Genomic DNA, 22,969 nt, shown 5'->3' on the forward strand with positions numbered 1-22,969 from the left:
ACGAGTGGGATTGTCTGCCGCTCGGGCGGCTATTTTCCGTTCTTAGGGTGTTCCCGCGTCTGCACCCGCTCCACCGCCCCCGATACCTGACCAGGAAGCAGAGAAGACGCTCTCACTGGCCGAGGATGAGGAGGCCAGGACGGGTTCGACGCCAGCCAGCAGGGTGACCGCGGTGGTTTCCGACGGGGTTCCCTGCGTGGCAACGATCATGACCGCATCGCCTTTATGAAGGTCTGACGCGGTAATTACAGGTGTACGCTGCAGCATCTGTGAAAGATCGCCGTTTCTCTGGCCTCTTTCGCCGCTGGCGTGGTTTTCTGCCCCAGTCGACGCGCCCGGCTCCTGCGCTCCTCCGCTGGAGCCCGATCCGCTGGCCCGCTTGAGACGGGCTGCAAGTCCCTGTGCCATTTCGGGAGGAAGCTTGTGCAACTGACTGTCGCTGTTGATGTGGATAGAAACCGGCTTCTTGGTGGCCAGATCGGTCACCTGAACCGTATTCGCTGCCGCATCCACAGACACAACTGTGGCTGCGATATTGCGGAAGCTGCCCGCGACGATCTCTTCGGCGGTGAGGTCCGAGCCATCCGGGCCGCGGTCTCCGCGTGCGCGCAGCTGGTCGCCGGGATGAATCTGGTCGAAGGAGGATGGTTTGGCCGCGGAAAACTCAATCGAATTCGGGTCGTAGCGGCGGATGACCGTCTTCGTGGAGGTGTGGATCGTCAGTAATCTCGATCCGGCGGTCACGACAATCGTCTGTGCCGCTGGGTCTACCGATTTGACCAGTCCGCCCACTCCTCGTTTCTGCCAGTCCGCGCGGTCGGCATTCTGCTTCTCTGCAATGTCGGCCTGTTTCATCGCGATAATGGTGGTCGCGGTCAAAGAAGTGCCATCGCTGCCTGGTGTGGTGACAGCCAGGATGCGGTCGCCGATCGCGAGATCGGTCAGCTGGATAGGAGTCGCTCCAGCCAGTGTTTTCGCCCCCGGCGCCATGCGCAGAACCCTTGCGCTGTCCCCGGCGGTCAGGGTGGAAGAGGCGCCGGAGTCGGTCTTGATTGTGATGCTGCGCCCGTCAATGGCTGTAACGGCGCCGACGACACGGTTGGAGGGCGAAGCAGCCTGCTGCTGCGCTGCAAGATGGGCAGCCGGAAGCGCCACGAGCGTCGTGGAAGCCAGTGCAAGACTGCGGCAAATTTTGAATGCAGACGAGTAAATCATTGAGCCCATCGAACCTATCTCCCGCTTGCCGAGCATGCTCAACTGGTGGCCGCGCTATTCCAAAGACGTTCTCCTAGTGCGAAAGTTTCACTACGCCTGCGCACGGGAAACGAAAAGATAACAGCCCGCGGTCCTTATCTTTGGGTCACCGGGAGGCATCCCAATTACGATGCCCCGAATCGGGGTGTGCGAACTTCGGACGCGATTTCTTCCAAACAGGTATCATTTCCGAAGGCCAATTTTTTCCCGGCCGTTCCTGCACTAAATCGCAGATAAGCCAAAGTTTGAGCCAAACACACGAGGAAGCCTCACTAGAATGGCAATTACCAGTGTAAGCAGTTCCGCGAAAGTCTCCGCTTCGCCCGGGGGCAATTACAGAAGCGCCTTCGCAATGGTCACCACGTTGTTCTTCATGTGGGGCTTTCTGACCTCTCTCAATGACATCCTCATTCCGCACCTCAAAGCCGTTTTCGACCTCGACTACACCAAGGCCCTGCTGATCCAGTTCGCATTCTTCTCCTCTTATGCGGCCTTCGGTGTTCCATCGGGCAAGATCGTCGAATGGATCGGTTATCAGCGGACAATGGTGGCTGGCCTGTTCACCATGGGACTCGGCGCGGTGTTGTTTATTCCCGCTGCCAGCGTGCCCTCGTTCCCGCTCTTTCTTGCAGCCCTGATTATTCTCGCTGCCGGCATCACCGCATTGCAGGTTGCCGCCAACCCTTATGTCTCGATCCTCGGATCAGCGCAAACCGCATCGAGCCGCCTCAATCTGACACAGGCTTTCAACTCGCTGGGTACCACCATCGGGCCCCCGCTTGGCGGGTGGCTTATCCTGCGTGGCGCTCACAAGGCGATTGAAAACGTAAAGGCACTCTCGCCTGAAGCACTCCAGGCCTATCGCGTGGAACAGGCTTCGACCGTGAAGATGCCCTATCTCGCGATCACGCTTGCACTGGTTGTGCTCGGCCTTGCGATTGCCTTCTATCGCTTCCCCCGCCTTGATACCACGCGCGAGTTTCGCCCGACGGGCGGCACAAAAGGCCCTGGCATCTGGCGCTATCCGCACGTTGTGCTCGGCGCTGTCTGCATCTTCGTCTATGTCGGGGCGGAAGTCGCCATCGGCAGCTTCCTCATCAACTACTTCAATCAGCCGGACATCGGTAATATCTCGATCGCGGCGGGTGCGAACCTCGTGCCCTTTTACTGGGGTGGCATGATGACGGGCCGCTTTATCGGTTCGTGGATCATGCAGCGCTTCAGCCCGGCAAAGCTGCTCGGCATCTGCGCGATCGGCGCAACTGCCATGGTGATCCTGTCCATGCTTTCCACCGGCTACGTCGCCGTCTGGACGATCCTGCTGGTGGGCATCTTCAACTCCATCATGTTCCCGACCATCTTCACCCTGGGCGTTGCCGAGATGGGGCCGCTGACGGGTGAAGCCTCCGGTCTGCTCGTTACCGCGATTGTAGGCGGAGCGATTGTGCCGGAGATCGAGGCCGTGCTCGCCGATCACATCGGCCTGCATCATGCTTTCATCGTCCCGACGCTCTGCTACGTCTTTGTCGCTTACTACGCGTTCCGCGGTTCGAAGATCAAGCAGCCCGCATAGCCGGGTTGTTTGACTTCGTATCGTGACTCTGTTTTGATGGTTCCAACGTTATGCAGCCTCTCGTGGCCAACTTCGGTGTTGTCGTGATCGACAGCCGAATTATTGCGGCCATTATTATTCCCTCCACCTAGGAGCGGATGGCTGCCGGACGAAGGATTGAAACCAGGCCACCAACCGCTTCAGCGGCTGGTGGCCTTTCTGCTTCTGGGAGGAGCAGCACAAGATGAGCGTCACCCTGAACGACGTACAGGCCGCGCGCCAGCGCATTCGCGACTTCATTTATCTTTCTCCAGCCACGCAGTCGGCTGCGCTTTCGCAGATGACCGGCCAGCAGGTCTATCTCAAGCTCGACAACCTGCAGCGCACCGGCGCCTTCAAGGAGCGGGGCGCGCTGAACAAGATCCTGCTGCTCTCTGACGCCGAGAAGCAGCGTGGCGTCATCGCCGCCAGCGCCGGGAACCACGCACAGGCCGTGGCCCACCACTCGACGCAGCGCGGCATCCGCTCTCGCATCGTGATGCCTCTGACCACTCCTCTGGTCAAGGTTTCATCGACGACAAACTTTGGCGCGGAAGTTGTGCTGCACGGAGCGAACTACGACGAGGCGTGCGCCGAAGCCATTCGCATGAGCGAAGCTGAGGGGCTGACCTTCCTGCATCCCTTCGACGACGAGCAGGTGATCGCGGGGCAGGGAAGCATCGGCCTGGAACTGATTGATCAGATTCCAGGCCTTGAGGCTGTCGTTGTGCCCATCGGTGGTGGAGGACTGATCGGCGGCGTGGCCTGTGCCATCAAGGAAAGTAATCCGAAGATTCGCGTCATCGGCGTACAGACCGAGCGCCTGCCCTCCATGCTGCGTGCAGCGGAAAAAGGCGAGCCGGTAACGATAGCTGCCGAGGCGACTGTCGCTGACGGCATCGCGGTCCGGCGTGCGGGCGAGAAGACACTGCCTCTGGTTCAGCGCTACGTCGATGAAATGGTCACGGTCGACGAAGAAGAGATTGCCAAGGCGATCCTGGTGCTGCTGGAACGCGAAAAGACGCTGGCTGAAGGTGCCGGTGCAGTAGCTCTGGCTTCGCTGCTGCAGCATAAGACCTCGCTCAAAAACAAGAAGACCGCCGTGTTGGTCTGCGGTGGCAATATCGACGTCAGCCTGCTGGCACGCATCATCGAGCGTGGCCTGGTGAAGGACGGACGCCGCACCCGTCTGCGCATCCATCTCGTGGATCGCCCAGGGTCGCTCGTGAACCTTACGCACATCATCGCCGATGCACGGGCCAACATCGTGCAGACCTCGCATGATCGCGCCTACTACGGTGTCAGCCTGGGAGACACCGTTATCGACTTCACCCTTGAAACGCGCGGCGCGGAGCACATTTCCGAAATCGGGCGCCTGCTGACCGAGGCAGGCTACAGGCACGAGCGGATCGACTGAGTGTCCGGGCAGCGAAAGGCGGCGATCTGAAAGGTTGATCGCCGCCTTTTCGTGTTCGATCGCCAGCGCTGCAGTACCTCGTCAAACACCCCGAAACGAGTGTCGGAGCTGTGCCCCGGCATATACACTCGTCGATGAGCGAAATCCGCCCCTGCAGGCGGTCGCCAATCAGCGGTCCGTACCGGGGATAGAGTCAAGATGAAGTTTTGCAGCGATTTTCAGACGGTTCGTGGAATTCTTCTCTCCTTCGCAGTTGCTGGGACACTGCTCGCGCAGGCTCCTCCCCAGTCTCCGGCGGGACAGTCGGGGATGGGCGGCGGCAGTTCTACCGCAGGCAATCACGCTGCAATCCATGACTCCGAACACAGGCCGATCACCGCTGGCGGATTCGTTGCTTCCGGACCGAAGGTCTTTGAGGATGTTTCGCAGAAGTCCGGCCTCGCTTCGTGGAAGCACGTCATGGGCACTCCAGAGAAGAAGTTCATCATCGAGATGGCCGGCTCGGGCGTCGGCCTGCTCGACTACGACAACGATGGCTGGCTTGATATCTATCTCGTGAACGGCCTGACCTACGAGCAATACGATGGCAAAGAAGCTCCCGCCCACGCCGCGCTCTTCCACAACAATCACGATGGAACATTTACCAACGTCACCGAAAAGGCTGGCGTAGCCAACGACCGCTGGGGAGCGGGAGTGGCTATCGGCGATTACGACAACGACGGCTGGCCGGATATCTTCGTGACGAACTACGGCAAGAATCGCCTCTATCGCAACAATCACGATGGCACATTCACCGATGTCGGCGAGAAGGCTGGAATCCAGCTGGGTAACTGGTCGACCGGCCCGACCTTCGGCGATTACGATGGCGACGGCAAGCTCGATGTCTTTGTTCCGGGCTACATTCACTACGACATCGCGCATCCGCCCGCACCGGGCACCGCGACTGTTGCCTACAGCTTCTGCAACTTCCGCGGTGTGAGCGTGATGTGTGGACCGCGCGGCCTCGAGGGCGAGCACGATCATCTCTTCCACAACAATGGTGATGGCACTTTCACCGACGTGAGCGAGAAGGCGGGCGTCAGCGATCCCAACAAGTACTACGGCTTCACCGGCATCTTTGCCGATGTGAACAACGACGGCAAGGTCGATCTTGCTGTGACCGATGACTCCACGCCGAACTATCTCTACATCAATAAAGGTGATGGCACCTTTGAAGACGACAGCTACGCGTCGGGCTTTGCGCTGAACCAGGATGGCCGCGAGACGGCGTCCATGGGCCTTGCCGTTGGCGACTATGAGAATACCGGACGCCTCGACTTCATGGTCACGACCTTCTCAGACGACTACAAGGTGCTCTATCACAACGACGGAGACGCGAACTTCACCGATGTGAGCAACCACTCCGGCATGGGGCAGGATACGATTCCATTCCTCGGCTGGGGCGTTGGCTTTCTCGACTTCGATAACGACGGCTGGAAAGACATCATGATGATCAATGGCCATGTTTATCCCGAAGTAGATAAACAGGACTGGGGAACCAGCTTCGCGCAGCGTCCGCTGCTTTATCACAACGCCCAGGGGAAGAAGTTCGATCTGATGCCGCCTGTAGCAGGCACAGGCCTCGCGGATGTTCTGGAAGGGCGCGGCGCGGCATTCGGAGATCTCTTCAACGATGGCAAGATCGATGTGGTCATCAATGTCCTTGATCACTCACCGGTGCTGCTGCGCAACGTAAGCCCCGACAAGCATCACTGGCTGGAATTGAAGCTGGTCGGTGGCCCGAAGAGCCCGAAAGATGCTGTGGGCGCGACCGTTTATCTGACTGCGAACAATGTGAAGCAACGCGGCGATGTGATCAGTGGAGGAAGCTTCATGTCTTCGAACGATCAGCGCGTTCACTTCGGAATCGGTGATGCAACCACTTCTTCAGCCGAGATTCATTGGCCCAGCGGCGCAGTCGAAAAGGTTGCGATCCCTTCGGTCGACCGCATCCTGACAATTGAAGAGGGCAAGGGCATTACGGGGGAACTCTGCGCAACCTGCAAGAAATAGAGAGAACCTTCTAGTTCTTTCGCAGGTTGGCGACGATCAGCCCAACTCCCCCAACCAGCGCGACACCACCGAGCGCGACAGGCAGGGGAGAAATCCTTTTTGTCGCGCGGTTCAACGAGAGACCTCCGAATGCGAGTGCAAAGACTGCGATCACAATAAGGGCGATTCCTGCGACGGTAAGGGGCGCCATGCGAGGGGTCTCGTGGAGATACATAGGAAAGCTCCTGCTACTTCAGATGCGGTCTGCAAGGCTCCCACCGAAGACTTTTCACTCGTGATCGAAGATCCTAGAAATCGAACCGCATCGTCAGGTAAAGAATACGGTTCGCCTCCTGGCTAGAGAACTGTGTCGATGTCAGCGAAGTCGATTGTCCGAAGAGAGGCGAGCCCAGGACGCCGAGCGGCGTTCCGCCATTTATCGTGTTGAGGATGTTCTGGCCTTCCATGCCGACATTCAGCAGATACTTCCTGGTCGCCTGACCACCGGGGGTGTCTGCCGGAACCTTCGGTCCTACTCCGATATTTTTTGTCAGGCTCATGTTCAGCATCTCGACCGATGGGCCTTTGCCGTAGTTGATGGGAATAATCTTCTGCCCCGGCAGCGGATCGGCGTCAAAGTTGCCCCACTTCGTGCGGTAGACACTGGAGCGGTTCAGGTCAGTAGCGAATGCAGGACGGTCGTTGAACTGCGAATCGCCATTGAGATCAGTGCCAGTGACAATATTGAAGGGCAGGTTCGACTCGAGCACTAGGAATGGATAGAACTCAATGCCGAGGGGCAGGTGGCCTACGCCTCCGACATAAAACCTGTTGCGGTTGTCATTCGATGCGCGCCCGTAGTCCTGGTGCAGGTCGTACTGGTTCGAGGGGAAGCTGCTCGCGCCTGATGTATTCGCGTGGCTGTGTCCATAGGTGTAGTAGCCGAACAGCGTAAGCGGCTTCGTCGTCAGGCGGAACTTTGCGTAGATGCGTCCGCGCTTGGTCGTGCCTTCCGATTCGTATTCGTAGATGTTCTGCTGGGTGCCCAGCGGTCGCGTACCGCTCTCAGGGTTAGCTGGATCGTAAGTCCCGGGTAATGGGGCATTGATGTTCCGGGTTAACAACTGATCGATGCCGCGATAGAAGGTGTAGTCGACGGACAGGGTGAGGTTCTTGAAAAAATCCTTGTCGATGCCGAACGTCTCCTGCACAACGTGCGGTGCGGAAAGGCGCGGGCTGATGCGGTAGACGGTCGGTAGCGTCGCTGGTCCGAGCTGATCTACGGGTGGCACGCTCGGATAAAACTCAGGCGCATTGACGACATACTGCTGTTGCAGCACGCCATTCTGCCGCTCGGCATTCAAAACAAGATTGGGCGCGAAGCGGTCATAGAAAACACCGATCCCGGCGCGCAGCACGGCAAACGGAGAACGATCTTTTCCTCCACCGATGCCCCACGCATATGCCAAACGCGGAGCGAAATCCGCATGGTCAGGAATATTCGTCTGGCTCTCGAAGCGGAGCCCAGGCGTGAGGGTCATGTTCGAAGAGAGCTTCCACTGATCTTCGAAGTAGGCGCCAACATCGGCCACATTCACGCTGAGCTTCGGCTCTCCGGCCGTAATGGCGAACTGGCTAGGGCCAAGACCCTGCGACTGGAGTGTGCCGATGGGAATTCCTGCAGCCAGACCCTGCTGCGTGGCCTGGTAAGCCTCGATGGAGGAAAAGATAAATTGCCCGTTGAAGCCGGCAGTTGAAGAATTGCCGTCCTGTACATCCCGCAGGCGCGCACCGAAGCGCAGCAGGTGATCGCCCAGCCCTAGTGAGCTGTAATTCTGCAGCTCATAGTGATTCTGCCCGTCGTGCAGCTGGCCTGTGAAGTTGCCGCCGCCATCGAACGCGCCTTCGACCAGGATGCTCGCGCCGCCGTTCAGCGAGACGGTACTGTCATTCGTCCGTTGGAACTGAAAGCGTGTCTCGTTGATGAAACGCGGCGAATATACCTGGGCGTCGCTGAACTGGAACGTCTGCTCGGTGTGCCGCGTGTTTACCGCCTGGCTTTGAAGCGAAGACTGGTTCTGCACCAGGTTGTCCTGCTGCTGGCGCCCGAACTGATAGCGCAGGCTGATGGTCTGAACTTTTCCGAGTTGGAAATCGAATCGAGGCCCGACATCAACAGAGCTGCGCGGGCTCGACACCGTCGCCGTATAAGCGGGCCCGGCCGGAGAAGTCACGGTATGAATGAAAGACTGCGCTCCAACGTTCTGTTCGTCTCCGTCAAACAGCCAGGAGCTGTGAGCGCCCAGTTTGCCGCTGATGTTTCCTTCCGAATAAAACGCCGAATACGGTGGCTGCTCTGAGACAAATGGATTCTGCGAATTCAGGTTCGAGTCTTCTCCAAGCAGAGAAAGAGTGCCGTGTAAGGCATCCGCGCCCGGCTTGGTGACGACTTCCACGCGGCCGAGGCCGGTCGCGTCCCACTGTGCCGAGAAGGGGTTGTCATTGATGCGAATTTCCTGGATCGCCGATTTTGGAGGCAGATGGCCGGCCGTGAATCCATCGATGTAGAACTGCGTGCCGGAGCCCGATCCTGCCAGGGCCTGTAACTGGAGGCGCAGCTGCATCGGATCTGTCGCCAGAGCGGCAAGACTTGTTCCCTTAAGAAGAATGGCGCCCTGGTTGTGATCCGGAGACGAGTCCAGCGTGTCGTCTCCCACCTTTACCTGCTGCTGCTGAACGTCGATCTGGAGGGAGATGCGCAGATGCAACGTTTCGCCTGCTTCTACGGAGATGGTCTGTATCGAAGGACGAAATCCGTGAGAGGTCGCCGTCAGCTGGTAGCTTCCGGCTGAGACTCCTGAAAAACGAAAGGTACCTTTTTCATCGGTCGTCTTTTCACTCGGCGCGCCGCCGGAGCGGAGAGTGACGGCTGCATCCGGTATCACAGCACCGCTGGGGTCGGTGACGACACCGGATACGCTCGTGTCCGGTGCAACCTGAGCGAACGAGGCGCAGCCTGAAGTCAGGATGATTGCGAGAAAGAAAGTCCAAAAACGAGACATCTGGTTGACCGGCAGGGTGCGTGACACCAACGTTTGTGCGGTTACAAGAATGTTAATAGATGCGGTTATCAGGATGTAGCTGGTAAGCAACGAGAGAAGCAGGCAAGAAAGGCAGAAGAGCAACGAAGTGCGAAGAGATCCAGCGCATGAGCAACACGCAACATGCCCGCTTTTGCCTGTTCGAGCAAAAGTCGGAAGCTGCTGCGAATCTCCCGATCTTATAGATGACGTTCGATTTTAATCACTAGCACTATGGTGCTATGCGCTTGCTCGGGAAGTGGGATTCTGGAGAGTGCACAGATGCGAGAAGCTGTTGTTGTCAAGGGGTTGCAGTTTGGGGGAACGGTAGCTCCTTGGGGACGAAAAGGCCTGTCATTTATGACAGGCCTTTCGTATTTCCGGGGATGTTCCAGTCGACTAGGTCGTCGGTCTCGGGAACACCGCCATCATCTGTACCGGTACCGCGTTGCCGGTCGAATCGGTCAGGCCGGGGTTGATGGTTTTTGAGTCGGTCAGCGTCGACGGGGTCACGAAGTGAACCAGGTTATCTCCCGAGGTCGAGACAAAGAAGATCGACTCGTCCGGAGAGAAGACGCCTGCCAGCGGAGACTGCGCTGCACCCGAGAGCTGAACGTTGGTCAGCGTGCCAAGCGCTCCGTTGGTCGCTGACGGCTGGTAGGCCGGCAGAAGACCGGTTCCTGCGGCAGCGGTGTAGGTGATGAATGCCACAGTGGAGTCCGGAGAAGCCACGACCGAGTTGATCTCTGTCGGGGTAATGCCGGTCAGCGGGGTCTGGCTAAGCGATGTTGTCAGGTTGTGCGGATTAGCGGTGGTCACATCCGCGGTGATTGCAGGACACGGCCCCGGAGCGATGCCTGCGGTCGTCTGATTTGCATCCGCGTAAAGCCAGATGTCAGAAAGCGTGGCCTCGTTCGCGCCGATCACATGCTTGCCGTCAAACGTCGTTGTCAGGTGTTGTGTATCGGCGCCTGACGCTGCGCCAAGGTTTAGCACCTGCGGATAGTAAGGAAACTGCTCACCTGTCGTGGTGTTCGGGCAGAAGCTGCGCGCCGTCGTCTGACTTCCGCTAAAGAACGGGAAGACGCTGGGCACAGTGATGGCAACGTCGGCTCCGCAGAACGGATCGTAGGTGCCGGTGCTGGTCGCGAGCGGGCTGTTGTTGTTGAGCGTGCAGGCCTGTTCGGCCGGTTCGAGCGCGCCGAGCGGGTAAGTGCTCCAGCCGGTGCTCGCATTGTGCACATAGAGCATGTTTGTTTTCTTGACCGGGTCTTCTCCGACGATATAAACGTTCTTGCCGTCGGGTGAGAACTTGGCCCGTGTCGCGGTGCCACCGATGCTCGTATAGGTGGAGGAGGTGGTCGTGCTCGTGCTCGTGGTGTACAGGTAGATCACCGAGCGCAGCTGATCGTCGATGATGACCTGCGTGCCGTCCGGCGAAACCGCAAGCACCACGCCCGGAACATTGGTGTCTTCCTTGGTGAGCGCGTTCGTTGTGGCCGTGTAAACCATCAGCTCGCGATAGCTACCGAAGTAAAGATTGGTGCCAGTCTGATCGAGCACCATGGAGTTAGGCGGGTAAGGCAGCTTGACGGGCGAGCCTGGAGTTCCGGTCGTTAAGTCAACCGAGCTGAAGAACTGCGACTGCGTCGAAGCCATCCACAGATAGTTGCTGGAACGGCCCGGCGAGGTAATCGTCAGATTGTTGCTGGTGACGGGCATGCCGGTTCCATAAACGCCGATCTGGCTGACCGGAGCTTCGTTACAGGTGCTCGGCTGGCAGATGGCATTCACCGTAGATGTGCTCGGGTAAGTCGTGCTGACCGCACCGGCGCTGCTCACCGCGATCTCCTGCGGCTGGGTCGAGGTGTAGTCGAGCGTCAGACCATTTAGGAGCACAGGAGTAGGCGCTGTATCCTGGGCGGATACGGTCAGATTCTGCGGGGAGCCCTGGATCACCTGGCCGCCAGTACGGTTTCCATTCAGCGATAGAGAAATGCTCGCCGGAGGGCAGGTGTAGAAGTAGCCTGCAGCCGAGCTGACCTGTGAGACCGTTGCGTTGACGACAGTCGATCCCGGCAGCTTCGCGGTGGCCGAACCGTTGATGCCGGTGCCGCTCGCGCTGGTGTTGTTGATCTCGACGATGTTGCCGTCAACCGGCGTGTAGGTGATTGTGCCCACATAGTTCGGGTTGACGCTGCCATCGGCATTGGTGCTGCCGTCAGGAATCGCCACGCCGTTTGGCCCGGAGACTACGGTGCCCGTGGTCAGAGGGGCCGCCGTATTGTTCTGCGAGATGCACGCTCCTGGCGTTGGTATCGTGATGGCTGTCACCGGTGGATGCACATACACATTCACGACGTTACTGGTCACGCCGGCGCCGCTGGCTGTGAAGTTCACAACGCCGCAGCTTGTCGATGAGCACTGTTCGCTGGTGGAACCGGCCGGCGGAGTGCAGATGGTGTAATCGGCGATGCCGCCAGGGCTGTTGCGGTTCCAGGTGCCGCCGCAGATTGCGCCCGTAGGCGAAACGTCGGCGAGCAGCAGGTTGCTGCTTCCGTACTTGTACGCCGATACCGTGGCGGTCGCGCCCTTACAGGTGGTCGCCGTCGGAGCGGCCAGCTGTGATGTCTGTCCCCAGGAGAGCGATATGCCCGTCGTCTTAGGCTCAAGATCAATGGCCGATACGGCATCGGTCTTGATGCCATAACCTAATCCGTTGCAATACGCGCTTACGTTTGTCTGGCAACCGGTGATCGAAAGGCCAACGGGAAGTGAAAGGAGAAACAGTGCAAAAAGGACGAGATACCGCTGCATGAAACCTCCCCGTCCGCACCCGGGGCGCGCGAACGGTCTTTCCTACTGTAAGTGTCGAAGTGTCCTTAAACGAGATAAGGGTCCGAAGTTTGAGTTTAAAAGGTGCGAATGCCTTCGGCAAGGGAACGGGGCGTCTTTTGTCAACCCCGCCTCCCTTGCCCGGATCCCTTGGCTTTACTGGGGAGGCATGTATTTTTCAAACCACGCCAGGGCCCGCTCCAAAACATCCGTCTTGTGAGCGGGATCCACGAAACCGTGCCCCTCGTTCGGATAGACCACCAGCTGGGTCGGCACGTGCTGGGCGCGCAGCGCATGCCAGAACTCGAAGGACTGCGGTGCCGGGCATTCTCCGTCCCGGTCTCCGACCACTACCAGGGTGGGTGTCTTGACCTTTTTAATGAAGTCGATAGCCGAACTCTGGGCATAAATCCCCGGATCGTCGTAAACCGACGCTCCAAAGAACGGAATCATCCACTGGTCGATCGAGTTCTCGCCGTAGTAGCTCTGCCAGTTGGAAATGCCGGCTCCGGCCACCGCGGCCCGGAAGCGCGTGGTCTGCGTGACCGAGAACATGGTCATGAAACCGCCGTAGCTCCAGCCGGTAATGCCCACCCGCTCCGGATCTACCGGAAAGCGCCTGGTTACCGTGTCCACCCCGGCCAATATGTCGCGCAGGTCGCCATGGCCGAAATCCCTCTTGTTCGCCTGGGTGAACTTCTCGCCCTCACCGTAACTGCCCCGAGGATTGGGCATCAGCACAAAGTAGCCCAGTGCGGCAAAGGGAGTGCCTCCGTAGCTGGCCGACGGCCAGTGCTGCAGGTTGGCATAGGACGGTCCGCCATGCACATAAACGACCAGCGGATACTTCCTGCCGGGCTGATAATCGGCCGGATAGATCAGCCATCCCTGTACGTGAAAGCCCTCATTCTCCCATGTCACCGACTCAGCCTTGCCCCAAAGCGGTTTCAACTGGTCGTTGTAGTGCGTCATCTGGCGGAGCTTGTTCAGCTTGCCTGCCCATACCTCCGGCGGATGATCGAAAGAGTTGCGCTCCAGCGCGACAATGCCTTCCTCCGAGACCGAGACGCCAAGCATGATGTCGTCCGCACGCACCGTTGCTGGCAGAGTGATGTTCTCCTCGGTCGATTCCTTCTGTGAGGCGATGTCATAGAGGAAGATGTGGGAAGCACCATCCTTGATCTCCGAGATCAACATCCCTTCGTTTCCTGTCCATTGGAACCAGGATGGGCTCGATTTCCAGTCCGGGGTCAGATTGTGAATCTCTCCGCCAGCCGAGGGGATCGTGTAGATGTCCCCGCCATTGATGCCCTGGTCCGACATAAGCCCGCTGATGAAGGCGATGTGGCTGCCGTCTGGCGACCAGCGGGGGACGGCAAGCTGTGCTCCGCTGGTCGGCTGGCCCGATGCCGCGGGATCGACGAGGACCTTCGGCTCGCCGTCGAGCGACTGGGTGTAGAGTTTGGCCACCCACCAGTTGTTTTCGCCTGGCGGAGGCGCGGCGATGTAGGCGATCTTCTTGGCGTCGGGCGCCCAGTCGAACTCGTAGGCGTGCAGGGAGTCCGGTGTGAGGAAGCGGAGCGTTGCCCCCGAACTGCTGCCTCCGGCCGCCTTGCCGTCCCACTTTTCAGGCACGGATACCATCGCAACCCGTTGAATTTCAATGCCGTCCTCGCCAATCACCCCTGCCGGCGGCTTCATCGCAGCCAGGGCCCCCGCATGGCGGGTGGCTCCCTCTACGTACAGAAACGCAAGCGAGTGGCCGTCAGGAGACCAGTGCATATCTTCGGCGTTGCCGTTGAGCTGAACGAGCAGCTTTGGAGCGGATTTGCCGTCTGCGTCGGTCAGAAAGACGCCGGCCCGATGATCAACCGTGCAGTTTGAAAGAAAGGCGAGATGGGAGGAGTCCGGCGACCAGGCCAGAGCGGCCTCTTCACCCTTCTGCCCGTCGGAGCATGCCGTAACGTGTTTGGCTCGTGCGGGATAGTCGGTGGGAGCCAGTTGAATGCCTGCGCCCGAAACGATCCACGCCAGATGGTCGCTGTCGGGTGAGATTGCGGTCTCGGAGATCGACTTCGCCTGGCCGAGGGAAGAGAGAATCTCCGGAATGCGGTTGCCCTGGCTTTGAGAAAAGGCGGAAGTGCTCGAGGAAAGCAGGGATATGGCAAGCAGCGGAACGGCTGCGGACGTGCGGAATCTCATGATTCCGGATGCTACCAGATTGCCTCAAAACCACCGCACTCTCCGGTACAATAAAAGGAGCGCGGCTGCGGAAGAAATTCCACATTGGATGCGCGAAAAAGTTGACTCACATGAGTCCTCTTGCTACTCTTAAAAGGTTCGCCGACTCTCCATGGAATTCGCCTGGCTAACGGCAGAGAGTTGGGAACAGGATCACGGCTCAGTTCGTGTATCAGCCCTGAAGAAGTTTAAGAAGTAATGATCAGGGACAGATCGCATCGGTGCCTGCGACACCCATCACCTTGGTGGGCTATGTAGGCCGGAACTCGCGAAACGGAGTTGGCTAATTTGCAGGCCTGTCATGCAGGCTTTCAGTTACGCTCGGCCACCGTCGGTGTTCTCGTCTGGTATTGAGGTAAGGCAGACGCGAAGCAAGGCTCAATGTGCTTTTGAGCGCGATGTGTATTCTCGCGTGAAGAAAACACGGCCTGTGCGCGCGCTGAAGTTGAAAGTAAGGAGTTTGGTTTGCCTACATTTAGTCAGCTGGTAAGGAAGGGTCGTACTGCGCCTCGTTATAAGACGGCCTCACCTGCACTGCAGGGATCGCCGCAGCGCCGCGGAGTCTGCACTCGCGTGTACACACAGACCCCCAAAAAGCCGAACTCGGCCCTCCGTAAGGTGGCCCGTGTCCGTCTGACCAACGGAATTGAAGTGACCTCCTATATTCCGGGTGAGGGTCACAACCTGCAGGAGCACTCGATCGTCCTGATTCGCGGCGGCCGTGTGAAGGATCTCCCGGGTGTCCGCTACCACATCGTTCGCGGCACGCTGGATTCAGTCGGCGTCGTGAAGCGTACGCAGAGCCGTTCGAAGTATGGTGCAAAGCGCGCCAAGGCTGGCGCAGCGGCAGCAGGCGGTAAGAAGAAGTAGTCCTTCGCAGCCGGCGGGACGCGGCTTTGCCGCAGGAGCCGGAGCGCGGATGGTTTGAGCTTGAAGCGGAAAGAGATTAAGGATTTATGCCAAGAAAAGGTCACATTGCGAAGCGGGAAGTTGCTCCTGATCCGGTGTACAACTCCACGCTGGTTACAAAGTTCGTGAACTCGATGATGTGGGGCGGTAAGAAGTCGACGGCCCAGGGCATCTTCTATACCGCCATGACGAACCTTGAGCAGAAGGGTGGCGACGAAGCCCTCAAGTTGTTCAAGAAGGCTGTCGAGAACTGCAAGCCGTTGCTTGAGGTCAAGACCCGCCGCGTCGGTGGTGCGAACTACCAGGTGCCGATCGAAGTGAATCCGGAGCGCCGCACGTCGCTTGCGATTCGCTGGCTGGTTTCCTATGGCCGCGCCCGTGGCGAAAAGGGCATGATCGACAAGCTCTCGAACGAGCTGCTCGACGCTGCCAATGGCCGTGGCGCTGCGATGAAGAAGAAGGAAGACGTTCACCGCATGGCTGAAGCCAACAAGGCTTTCGCGCACTATCGCTGGTAGGTTTTTCTTCAGGTTTCAAAGCAAGAGTTTTTTAGTTTTCGTTCAGGCAAGAGTAGTCAGGTAGTAAGACGTACGTTTAACCGCGGGCGAAAAGCCCGCGAGAGGTTGAGAGAGAGACTGTGGCCCGTCAAGTACCGTTAAATCGTTGCCGGAATATCGGAATCATGGCGCACATCGACGCCGGAAAGACGACGACGACCGAGCGCATCCTTTTCTATACGGGTATTACGCACCGTATCGGAGAAGTGCACGAAGGCACGGCGACCATGGATTACATGGAGCAGGAGCAGGAGCGCGGTATCACCATTACCTCGGCTGCTACTACCTGCACCTGGAATAACATCCGCATCAACATTATCGATACGCCTGGCCACGTGGATTTCACGGCCGAAGTAGAACGTTCGCTGCGCGTCCTCGACGGCGCGGTGGCTCTGTTCGACTCGGTTTCCGGTGTGCAGCCGCAGACGGAAACGGTGTGGCGCCAGGGCGATAAGTACAAGGTTCCCCGTATCTGCTTTGTGAACAAGATGGACAAGGCCGGCGCGGACTTTGAGCATGTCATCGAGACCATCCGCAAGCGCCTCGGCGCCCGTGCGGTGGCCATCCAGATTCCGATCGGCGCCGAAGCAAACTTCAAAGGCGTAGTTGATCTTATCGAGATGCGCGCCATTCTCTGGCACGACGAAACGATGGGCGCGAAGTACTCGGTCGAAGAGATTCCTGCCGACCTCGTCAAGAAGGCGGAAGCCTTCCGTATGCAGCTCATCGAGACGGTTGCCGAGAATGACGACGAGATGCTGCACAAGTTCCTCGAAGGCGAGACTCCGTCGGTTGAAGAGCTGAAGAAGGCTCTGCGCAAGGCGACCATCGGCATGCACGTCTTCCCGGTCATGTGCGGAACGGCCTTTAAGAACAAGGGTGTTCAGACTCTGCTTGACGCAGTTGTCGATTACCTGCCCAGCCCGCTGGATCTGCCTGCGGTGGAAGGTATCGACCCCTCCGATCCGGAAAAGGTTCTGATTCGCGAGACTTCAGACGATACTCCGATGTCGGCTCTGGCTTTCAAGCTGATCAACGATCCTTTCGGTAAGTTGAGCTTTATCCGTGTCTACTCGGGTGTTCTGAAGACCGGTGACACGATTCTGAACCCGCGTACCAACAAGACGGAGCGCGTTGGCCGCCTGGTGAAGATGCACGCCAACAAGCGTGAAGACATCACCGAGATCATGGCCGGCGACATCTGCGCCGTGGTGGGACTGAAGGATATCAAGACCGGCGATACGCTCTGCGCTCCGTCGGCTCCTGTGGCCCTTTCGGCCATCACCTTCCCTGAGCCGGTTATTTCGGTGGCGATCGAGCCGAAGACCAAGGGCGATCAGGAAAAGATGGGTATGGCGCTGGCTCGGCTTTCCGATGAGGATCCAACCTTCAAGGTTCGGACCGACCAGGAATCGGGACAGACGATTATCAGCGGTATGGGTGAGCTTCACCTTGAAATCCTTGTCGACCGCATGAAGCGCGAGCACAAGGTGGAAGCCAACGTGGGCGAGCCCCGCGTGGCCTTCCGCGAGACGATCCGTAAGAACGCCGAGGCGGAAGGCAAGTACATCCGCCAGACCGGTGGTTCGGGTAACTACGGTCACGTCAAGATTCGTCTTGAGCCGAACGACCCGGGCGCGGGCTTCGAGTTTATCGATGCGATCAAGGGCGGCGTGGTTCCCAAGGAATACATCAAGCCGACCGAGCAGGGCATCCGTGAAGCGCTGCTGAACGGTGTACTGGCCGGCTACGAGATGGTCGACTTCAAGGTCACCCTCTTCGACGGCAGCTATCACGACGTCGACTCGAACGAAATGGCCTTCAAGATCGCCGGTTCGATGGCCTTCAAGGAAGCTGCGAAGAAAGCAAGCCCCGTACTTCTTGAGCCGGTGATGGCAGTCGAAGTCACGGTTCCTGAAGAGCACATGGGTACGATCATCGGCGATATCAACTCCCGCCGCGGCCGTATCGAGGGAATGGAGCATGTGGGCGGATCGCAGGTCATCAAGGCGATCGTTCCGCTGAAGGAAATGTTCGGATATGTAAACGATATCCGCTCTTCAACGCAGGGCCGTGCGTCGTACTCGATGCAGTTCGCCCGCTACGAAGAAGCGCCGCGCATGATCTCCGAAGAGATCATTGCCCGGAACCAGGGTAAGTAAAGAGTTAGAGGCCGATCTCGGTTTTTCGAAGCGGCCGGTTCAGGAAATTGCGGATCTCGATGGGGTCCGAAACGGAAACAGTTAGTAACGCGAAAACTGGAGAGAGAGATGGCGAAGGAGAAATTTGATCGTTCGAAGCCGCACGTGAATGTGGGGACGATTGGGCACATTGACCACGGTAAGACGACGCTGACGGCGGCGATCACGAAGGTATTGTCGAAGCATAATCCGAACAACAAGTTTCGTTCGTTCGACACGATCGACAATGCTCCTGAGGAGCGCGAGCGTGGTATTACGATTGCGACCTCGCACGTGGAGTATGAGACGGCGAACCGTCACTATGCTCACGTGGATTGCCCCGGTCACGCGGACTACATCAAGAACATGATCACGGGAGCGGCGCAGATGGACGGCGGCATCCTGGTGGTGGCAGCGACCGACGGTCCGATGCCGCAGACCAAGGAGCACGTGCTTCTGGCCCGCCAGGTAGGCGTACCCTACATCGTGGTATTCCTGAACAAGTGCGATGCGGTTGAGGATCCTGAGCTGATCGACCTGGTCGAGATGGAAGTTCGCGAACTGCTGTCGAAGTACGACTTTCCTGGCGACGATGTTCCGGTGATCCGCGGATCGGCTCTTGGCGGTCTGAACGGCGAAGCGCAGTGGGAGCAGAAGATCGACGAGCTGATGCAGGCTGTGGACGACAACGTGCCGCTTCCGGCGCGTGCCATCGACCAGCCGTTCCTGATGCCGATCGAAGACATCTTCTCGATCTCTGGCCGCGGAACTGTTGTCACGGGCCGTATCGAGCGCGGCAAGGTGAAGGTTGGCGAGGAAGCCGAAATCGTTGGATTCCGCGAGACGCGCAAGACGGTTGTGACCGGCGTCGAGATGTTCAAGAAGCAGCTTGACGAAGGCCTGGCCGGCGACAATGCGGGACTTCTGCTTCGCGGTATCGCGAAGGAAGACGTGGAGCGCGGCATGGTTCTGGCGAAGACGGGCTCGATCACGCCGCACACCAAGTTCAAGGGCGAGATCTACGTGTTGTCGAAGGAAGAAGGCGGCCGTCATACTCCGTTCTTCAATGGCTACCGTCCTCAGTTCTACTTCCGTACCACGGACGTGACGGGCACCGCGACCCTGCCTGCGGGCACGGAGATGGTGATGCCGGGCGACAACATCGCACTGGAGATCGAGCTGCACACCCCGGTAGCGATGGAAAAGGGCCTGCGCTTTGCAATCCGCGAAGGCGGACGCACCGTAGGCGCCGGTACCATCACCGAGATCATCAAGTAGTTAGCGGTTAGCGCGCCGCAGGGCGCGAGCAGTTAGTGGTTAGCGAAAGGCGGGGTAAAGCCCCGCCGCTCGCGGAAAGATACAAAAGCACATGGTTGGACAGAGAATTCGCATCCGTTTGAAGGCTTACGACTACCGGGTGCTTGACACTTCGACGGGCGAGATCGTGGACACGGCCAAGCGCACTGGCGCCCAGGTTGCCGGCCCGATTCCGTTGCCGACGGTCAAGAACAAGTACTGCGTGCTGCGTTCCCCGCACGTTGACAAGAAGTCGCGCGAGGCTTTCGAGATCCGTACGCACAAGCGTCTGATCGACATCCTCGAGCCCACCCAGCAGACCGTGGACGCGCTGATGAAGCTCGACCTGCCGGCAGGTGTGGACGTGGAAATCAAGGCCTTCGAAAAGTAGACGCTAGCCGCGTCGGGCAATAGCGGCTTCGCCGCAAAAACTAAACAAGCCTTCAGTGCCCTCGGAAACAGCGAAGGCATGATGGGGAGAAGAAGAAATGTCAGTAACTGGAATTCTTGGTAAGAAGATCGGCATGACGCAGGTATTCGATGAGAAGGGTGAAGTTCACCCGATCACCGTCCTGCAGGCCGGTCCCTGCGTGATCACGCAGTTGAAGACCGCTGCAAAGGACGGCTACGATGCCGCGCAGATTGGTCTGGTTGAGTTTGTGAAGGCCTCCAAGGTCACGAAGCCGCAGGCCGGCCACTTCGCCAAAAACGATGTGCCGCCTGTCCGCATGATCCGCGAAGTGCCTGTTGAGATCGCCGCAGCCGGTTCGGAAGAGAACGGCAGCGTTAAGGCTGGCGACAAGATCCTGGTCGATATCTTCTCCGATGAGAAGTATGTCGACATCATCGGCACCAGCAAGGGACGCGGCTTTTCCGGCGTCGTTCGCCGCCATGGTTTCGGCGGTGGCCCCAAGTCGCACGGTCACATGTTCCAGGTGCAGGGTTCAATCGGCGCCTCGTCGTTCCCCTCGCGTGTTCTTCCGGGAACCCGCATGCCGGGTCACTATGGCGTGGATCGCGTGACGGTCCGCAACCTGCGTATTCGCGGTATCGATCTTGAAGAGAACCTCATCATGATCGAAGGCGCGGTACCTGGACCGCGTGATGGATATGTGCTGATCTCCAAGGCCAAGGCTCCGCCGCGTGAGCGTCGTGGCTTCGCTGGATCGGGTACGGTCGATCCGCTGAAGGCTTCGAAGAAGGCTTCCAGCAAGAAGAAGTAGACGCTAGCCGCGTCGTGCATATGCGCCTCTATGAGGCGCGAGAAACAAGCGGTAGATCGCAAAGATCAGAGCAGAGGCCAAGTGCCTCCGGCTTGAAAGAGAAGACAATGGCAAACATTGATGTTTTGGATCTCGGTGGCAACAAGGTAGGCTCGCTTGAGCTGGCCGATGAAGTCTTTGCACCGAATCAGGTAAATGAAGCTCTGCTGTGGGAAGCGGTCAAGCACTACCGCGCCGCCCTGCGCCAGGGAACGGCCGCGACCAAGAATCGTAAGCTGGTCGCCGGTTCGGGCAAGAAGCTCTGGAAGCAGAAGGGTACCGGCCGCGCCCGCGTCGGTTCCGTCCGTTCGCCTCTCTGGCGGCATGGCGGCACCGTTCACGGACCGCAGCCTCGCTCGTATGACTATGCTTTCCCGAAGAAGAAACTGCTGGGCGCGCTGCGTTCCGCACTTGCGGCAAAGCTCTCCGACGGCAAGCTGGTTGTGGTTGACAGCCTGAGCCTCAAGGAGCCCAAGGCAAAGCTGTACCGCCAGGCTCTGGACAAGCTCGAAGTGAAGCGCACCGCATTGCTGGTGGAAGCCGGTAACGAGCTCAGCCAGGAGCTGATCCTCGGTTCGCGCAATCTGGCTGGTGTGGATCTGGTTCTGAACAACGAAGTACATCCTTACGACCTGCTTCGCTATGAGCGGGCAATCTTCTCGCGCCAGGCGATCGAAGCCCTGCAGGAGACGCTCAAGAAGACTGTGTCGAAGCGTAAGAAAGCAGAGGTGGCCTAATGCCGACTCCTTATACCGTCATTCGCCGCCCCCTGATTACTGAAAAGGGTCTTACTGCGAAGGAGACCGAGGGAACGCTCGTATTCGACGTCGATCCCAAGGCTACGAAGAACGAAGTCAAGCAGGCAGTAGAGCTGCTCTTCAAGGTGAAGGTTGCTGCCGTCCGTACGATCAACCTCGCGGGCAAGGAACGCCGCCGGGGTAAGTTTTCGGGTTACCGCCCGGACTGGAAGAAGGCTTATGTTCGCCTGAAGGAAGGCGAAAAGATGCCGGAGTACGTGAACAACCTGTAAACGGCAGGGCTTGAGAGCAGAGCGCTCAGGGCTCAGCAAGTAGAAAAGCCGGGACAAACTATCCGGCGGACGGGGGTCAGAGTTGGCCCCCTGTAGAGAGAAGATACGATGCCGATTAAGACATATCGCCCGATCACACCGACGCTGCGTTTCAAGACGTCGCTGGTGAATGACGACATCACGACCGATAAGCCGTACAAGCCGCTGCTCGTTGTCAAGCAGCGCACCGGCGGCCGCCGCAACTCTGGCGACCTCACGATCCGCCATCACGGCGGCGGTCACAAGCAGAAGCTGCGTCTCATCGATTTCAAGCGCGACAAGTTCGGTGTACCGGGCCGCGTGGCGACGATCGAATACGATCCGAACCGCTCCTCGCGTATCGCCCTGATCAGCTACGCCGATGGCGACAAGCGCTACATCCTGCAGCCGGTTGGCCTGAAGGTTGGCCAGACGATCACCAGCGGTCCTGAAGCCGATATTCTGATCGGCAATGCACTGCCGCTGCGCAACATCCCTGCCGGTACCACGGTCCACAATGTGGAGCTCCGTCCTGGCAAGGGTGCGCAGATGGTACGCTCGGCCGGATCCTCGGCCCAGCTGGTCGCCAAGGAAGGCGATTACGCGCTTCTGAAGCTGCCTTCCGGCGAAACCCGCAAGGTGCTGGTGGACTGCATGGCGACGATCGGCCAGGTCGGCAACACCGAGCACGAGAATGTTTCGATCGGCAAGGCGGGACGTAACCGCTGGAAGGGCATCCGCCCGACCAACCGCGGTGTCTCGATGAACCCGGTCGATCACCCGCACGGCGGTGGTGAAGGTAAGACCTCGGGTGGCCGTCATCCTGTGACGCCCTGGGGACAGCCCACTCGCGGATACAAGACACGCAACAACAAGCGGACCGATGCATTCATCATCAGCCGCAAGAGCAAGTAGCAATCAGCGGAAGGTTACGAGGTTTCTGAATGGCACGGTCAACGAAAAAAGGCCCCTTTATCGACGAGCACCTGATGGTCAAGGTCGAGGTGCAGAACCAGGCGAATGACAGAAAGGTCATCCGCACCTGGTCGCGCCGTTCGACGATCCATCCTGACATGGTTGGTCATACCATCGCGGTGCACAACGGCAAGAAGTTTGTTCCGGTGTACGTGACGGAAAACATGGTCGGCCACAAGCTGGGTGAGTTCGCGGCAACGCGCACCTTCAAGGGACACACGGCCAAGACGGCCGAAGCCGGCGCCAAGGGCAGATAGTAGCGGTTAAGTCAGGGCGCATAAAGTATGCCCTGG

Annotated in this window: 18 protein-coding genes; 13 read left to right on the top strand and 5 right to left on the bottom strand. The window is 58.7% G+C overall.

The features are described 5' to 3' along the window. Positions 1-42 precede the first annotated feature (42 nt). Positions 43-1,224: a hypothetical protein gene (locus LJD29_RS12235; protein ID WP_446741819.1), complete on the bottom strand. Its 1,182-nt coding sequence runs from the start codon at positions 1,222-1,224 to the stop codon at positions 43-45. A 307-nt stretch (positions 1,225-1,531) separates the two neighbouring features. Between LJD29_RS12235 and LJD29_RS12240 the strand changes: the two genes are divergently transcribed. From LJD29_RS12240 to LJD29_RS12250, 3 genes are all read left to right on the top strand, one after another. Beyond that, on the top strand, positions 1,532-2,827 hold the full coding sequence (locus tag LJD29_RS12240) for a sugar MFS transporter (protein WP_446741820.1): 1,296 nt from the start codon (positions 1,532-1,534) through the stop codon (positions 2,825-2,827). Positions 2,828-3,050: 223 nt separating this feature from the next. Continuing rightward, a complete protein-coding gene (gene ilvA, locus LJD29_RS12245; RefSeq protein ID WP_446741821.1) occupies positions 3,051-4,262 on the top strand; it encodes a threonine ammonia-lyase in 1,212 nt (403 codons plus the stop codon). Between the two features lie 198 nt (positions 4,263-4,460). Then, complete coding sequence (locus LJD29_RS12250; protein ID WP_446741822.1) at positions 4,461-6,314, top strand: CRTAC1 family protein; 1,854 nt, start codon at positions 4,461-4,463, stop codon at positions 6,312-6,314. A 10-nt stretch (positions 6,315-6,324) separates the two neighbouring features. On the opposite strand, the gene LJD29_RS12255 is transcribed toward LJD29_RS12250, so the two are convergent. The 4 genes from LJD29_RS12255 to LJD29_RS12270 all read right to left on the bottom strand — a co-directional run bounded on the left by LJD29_RS12255 (position 6,325) and on the right by LJD29_RS12270 (position 14,410). After that, positions 6,325-6,528, bottom strand: coding sequence for a hypothetical protein (locus LJD29_RS12255; protein ID WP_446741823.1), 204 nt, complete (start codon positions 6,526-6,528; stop codon positions 6,325-6,327). A gap of 73 nt (positions 6,529-6,601) precedes the next feature. Then, a complete protein-coding gene (locus LJD29_RS12260) occupies positions 6,602-9,355 on the bottom strand; it encodes a TonB-dependent receptor (protein WP_446741824.1) in 2,754 nt (917 codons plus the stop codon). A 417-nt stretch (positions 9,356-9,772) separates the two neighbouring features. After that, positions 9,773-12,190, bottom strand: coding sequence for a hypothetical protein (locus LJD29_RS12265; RefSeq protein WP_446741825.1), 2,418 nt, complete (start codon positions 12,188-12,190; stop codon positions 9,773-9,775). Between the two features lie 174 nt (positions 12,191-12,364). After that, positions 12,365-14,410, bottom strand: coding sequence for a S9 family peptidase (locus LJD29_RS12270; protein WP_446741826.1), 2,046 nt, complete (start codon positions 14,408-14,410; stop codon positions 12,365-12,367). A gap of 504 nt (positions 14,411-14,914) precedes the next feature. Here LJD29_RS12270 and rpsL point away from each other — a divergent pair. From rpsL to rpsS, 10 genes are all read left to right on the top strand, one after another. Further along, positions 14,915-15,319: a 30S ribosomal protein S12 gene (gene rpsL, locus LJD29_RS12275; RefSeq protein ID WP_446741827.1), complete on the top strand. Its 405-nt coding sequence runs from the start codon at positions 14,915-14,917 to the stop codon at positions 15,317-15,319. An 86-nt stretch (positions 15,320-15,405) separates the two neighbouring features. After that, positions 15,406-15,876, top strand: a complete 471-nt coding sequence (gene rpsG / locus LJD29_RS12280) for a 30S ribosomal protein S7 (protein WP_446741828.1) — start codon at positions 15,406-15,408, stop codon at positions 15,874-15,876. A 119-nt stretch (positions 15,877-15,995) separates the two neighbouring features. Further along, a complete protein-coding gene (gene fusA, locus LJD29_RS12285; protein WP_446741829.1) occupies positions 15,996-18,077 on the top strand; it encodes an elongation factor G in 2,082 nt (693 codons plus the stop codon). 108 nt (positions 18,078-18,185) lie between these two features. Further along, on the top strand, positions 18,186-19,373 hold the full coding sequence (gene tuf / locus LJD29_RS12290) for an elongation factor Tu (protein WP_446741830.1): 1,188 nt from the start codon (positions 18,186-18,188) through the stop codon (positions 19,371-19,373). Between the two features lie 91 nt (positions 19,374-19,464). Then, the gene (gene rpsJ / locus LJD29_RS12295; protein WP_050059838.1) at positions 19,465-19,782 is read left to right on the top strand and encodes a 30S ribosomal protein S10; all 318 of its coding nucleotides are present in this window, start codon (positions 19,465-19,467) and stop codon (positions 19,780-19,782) included. A gap of 97 nt (positions 19,783-19,879) precedes the next feature. Beyond that, positions 19,880-20,614, top strand: coding sequence for a 50S ribosomal protein L3 (gene rplC, locus LJD29_RS12300; protein WP_446741831.1), 735 nt, complete (start codon positions 19,880-19,882; stop codon positions 20,612-20,614). Positions 20,615-20,721: 107 nt separating this feature from the next. Next, positions 20,722-21,390 carry a 50S ribosomal protein L4 gene (gene rplD, locus LJD29_RS12305; protein ID WP_446741832.1) on the top strand — a complete coding sequence of 223 codons (669 nt, stop codon included), beginning with the start codon at positions 20,722-20,724 and terminating at the stop codon, positions 21,388-21,390. After that, entirely contained in the window at positions 21,390-21,683 is a 294-nt protein-coding gene (locus tag LJD29_RS12310; RefSeq protein ID WP_446741833.1) for a 50S ribosomal protein L23, read from the top strand. The genes rplD and LJD29_RS12310 overlap by 1 nt, the downstream gene beginning before the upstream one ends. Before the next feature lie 108 nt (positions 21,684-21,791). Beyond that, positions 21,792-22,616 carry a 50S ribosomal protein L2 gene (rplB, locus tag LJD29_RS12315; protein WP_446741834.1) on the top strand — a complete coding sequence of 275 codons (825 nt, stop codon included), beginning with the start codon at positions 21,792-21,794 and terminating at the stop codon, positions 22,614-22,616. A 29-nt stretch (positions 22,617-22,645) separates the two neighbouring features. Beyond that, positions 22,646-22,933, top strand: coding sequence for a 30S ribosomal protein S19 (rpsS, locus tag LJD29_RS12320; protein ID WP_446741835.1), 288 nt, complete (start codon positions 22,646-22,648; stop codon positions 22,931-22,933). Positions 22,934-22,969 lie beyond the last annotated feature (36 nt).

Source organism: Silvibacterium acidisoli (genome assembly GCA_022870745.1).
Lineage (GTDB): Bacteria > Acidobacteriota > Terriglobia > Terriglobales > Acidobacteriaceae > Silvibacterium.

Coding starts and splice junctions, on each gene's coding strand:
- LJD29_RS12235 (WP_446741819.1), bottom strand. CDS start 1,224: ATGGGCTCAATGATTTACTCGTCTGCATTCAAAATTTGCCGCAGTCTT.
- LJD29_RS12240 (WP_446741820.1), top strand. CDS start 1,532: ATGGCAATTACCAGTGTAAGCAGTTCCGCGAAAGTCTCCGCTTCGCCC.
- ilvA (WP_446741821.1), top strand. CDS start 3,051: ATGAGCGTCACCCTGAACGACGTACAGGCCGCGCGCCAGCGCATTCGC.
- LJD29_RS12250 (WP_446741822.1), top strand. CDS start 4,461: ATGAAGTTTTGCAGCGATTTTCAGACGGTTCGTGGAATTCTTCTCTCC.
- LJD29_RS12255 (WP_446741823.1), bottom strand. CDS start 6,528: ATGTATCTCCACGAGACCCCTCGCATGGCGCCCCTTACCGTCGCAGGA.
- LJD29_RS12260 (WP_446741824.1), bottom strand. CDS start 9,355: ATGTCTCGTTTTTGGACTTTCTTTCTCGCAATCATCCTGACTTCAGGC.
- LJD29_RS12265 (WP_446741825.1), bottom strand. CDS start 12,190: ATGCAGCGGTATCTCGTCCTTTTTGCACTGTTTCTCCTTTCACTTCCC.
- LJD29_RS12270 (WP_446741826.1), bottom strand. CDS start 14,410: ATGAGATTCCGCACGTCCGCAGCCGTTCCGCTGCTTGCCATATCCCTG.
- rpsG (WP_446741828.1), top strand. CDS start 15,406: ATGCCAAGAAAAGGTCACATTGCGAAGCGGGAAGTTGCTCCTGATCCG.
- tuf (WP_446741830.1), top strand. CDS start 18,186: ATGGCGAAGGAGAAATTTGATCGTTCGAAGCCGCACGTGAATGTGGGG.
- rpsJ (WP_050059838.1), top strand. CDS start 19,465: ATGGTTGGACAGAGAATTCGCATCCGTTTGAAGGCTTACGACTACCGG.
- rplC (WP_446741831.1), top strand. CDS start 19,880: ATGTCAGTAACTGGAATTCTTGGTAAGAAGATCGGCATGACGCAGGTA.
- rplD (WP_446741832.1), top strand. CDS start 20,722: ATGGCAAACATTGATGTTTTGGATCTCGGTGGCAACAAGGTAGGCTCG.
- LJD29_RS12310 (WP_446741833.1), top strand. CDS start 21,390: ATGCCGACTCCTTATACCGTCATTCGCCGCCCCCTGATTACTGAAAAG.
- rplB (WP_446741834.1), top strand. CDS start 21,792: ATGCCGATTAAGACATATCGCCCGATCACACCGACGCTGCGTTTCAAG.
- rpsS (WP_446741835.1), top strand. CDS start 22,646: ATGGCACGGTCAACGAAAAAAGGCCCCTTTATCGACGAGCACCTGATG.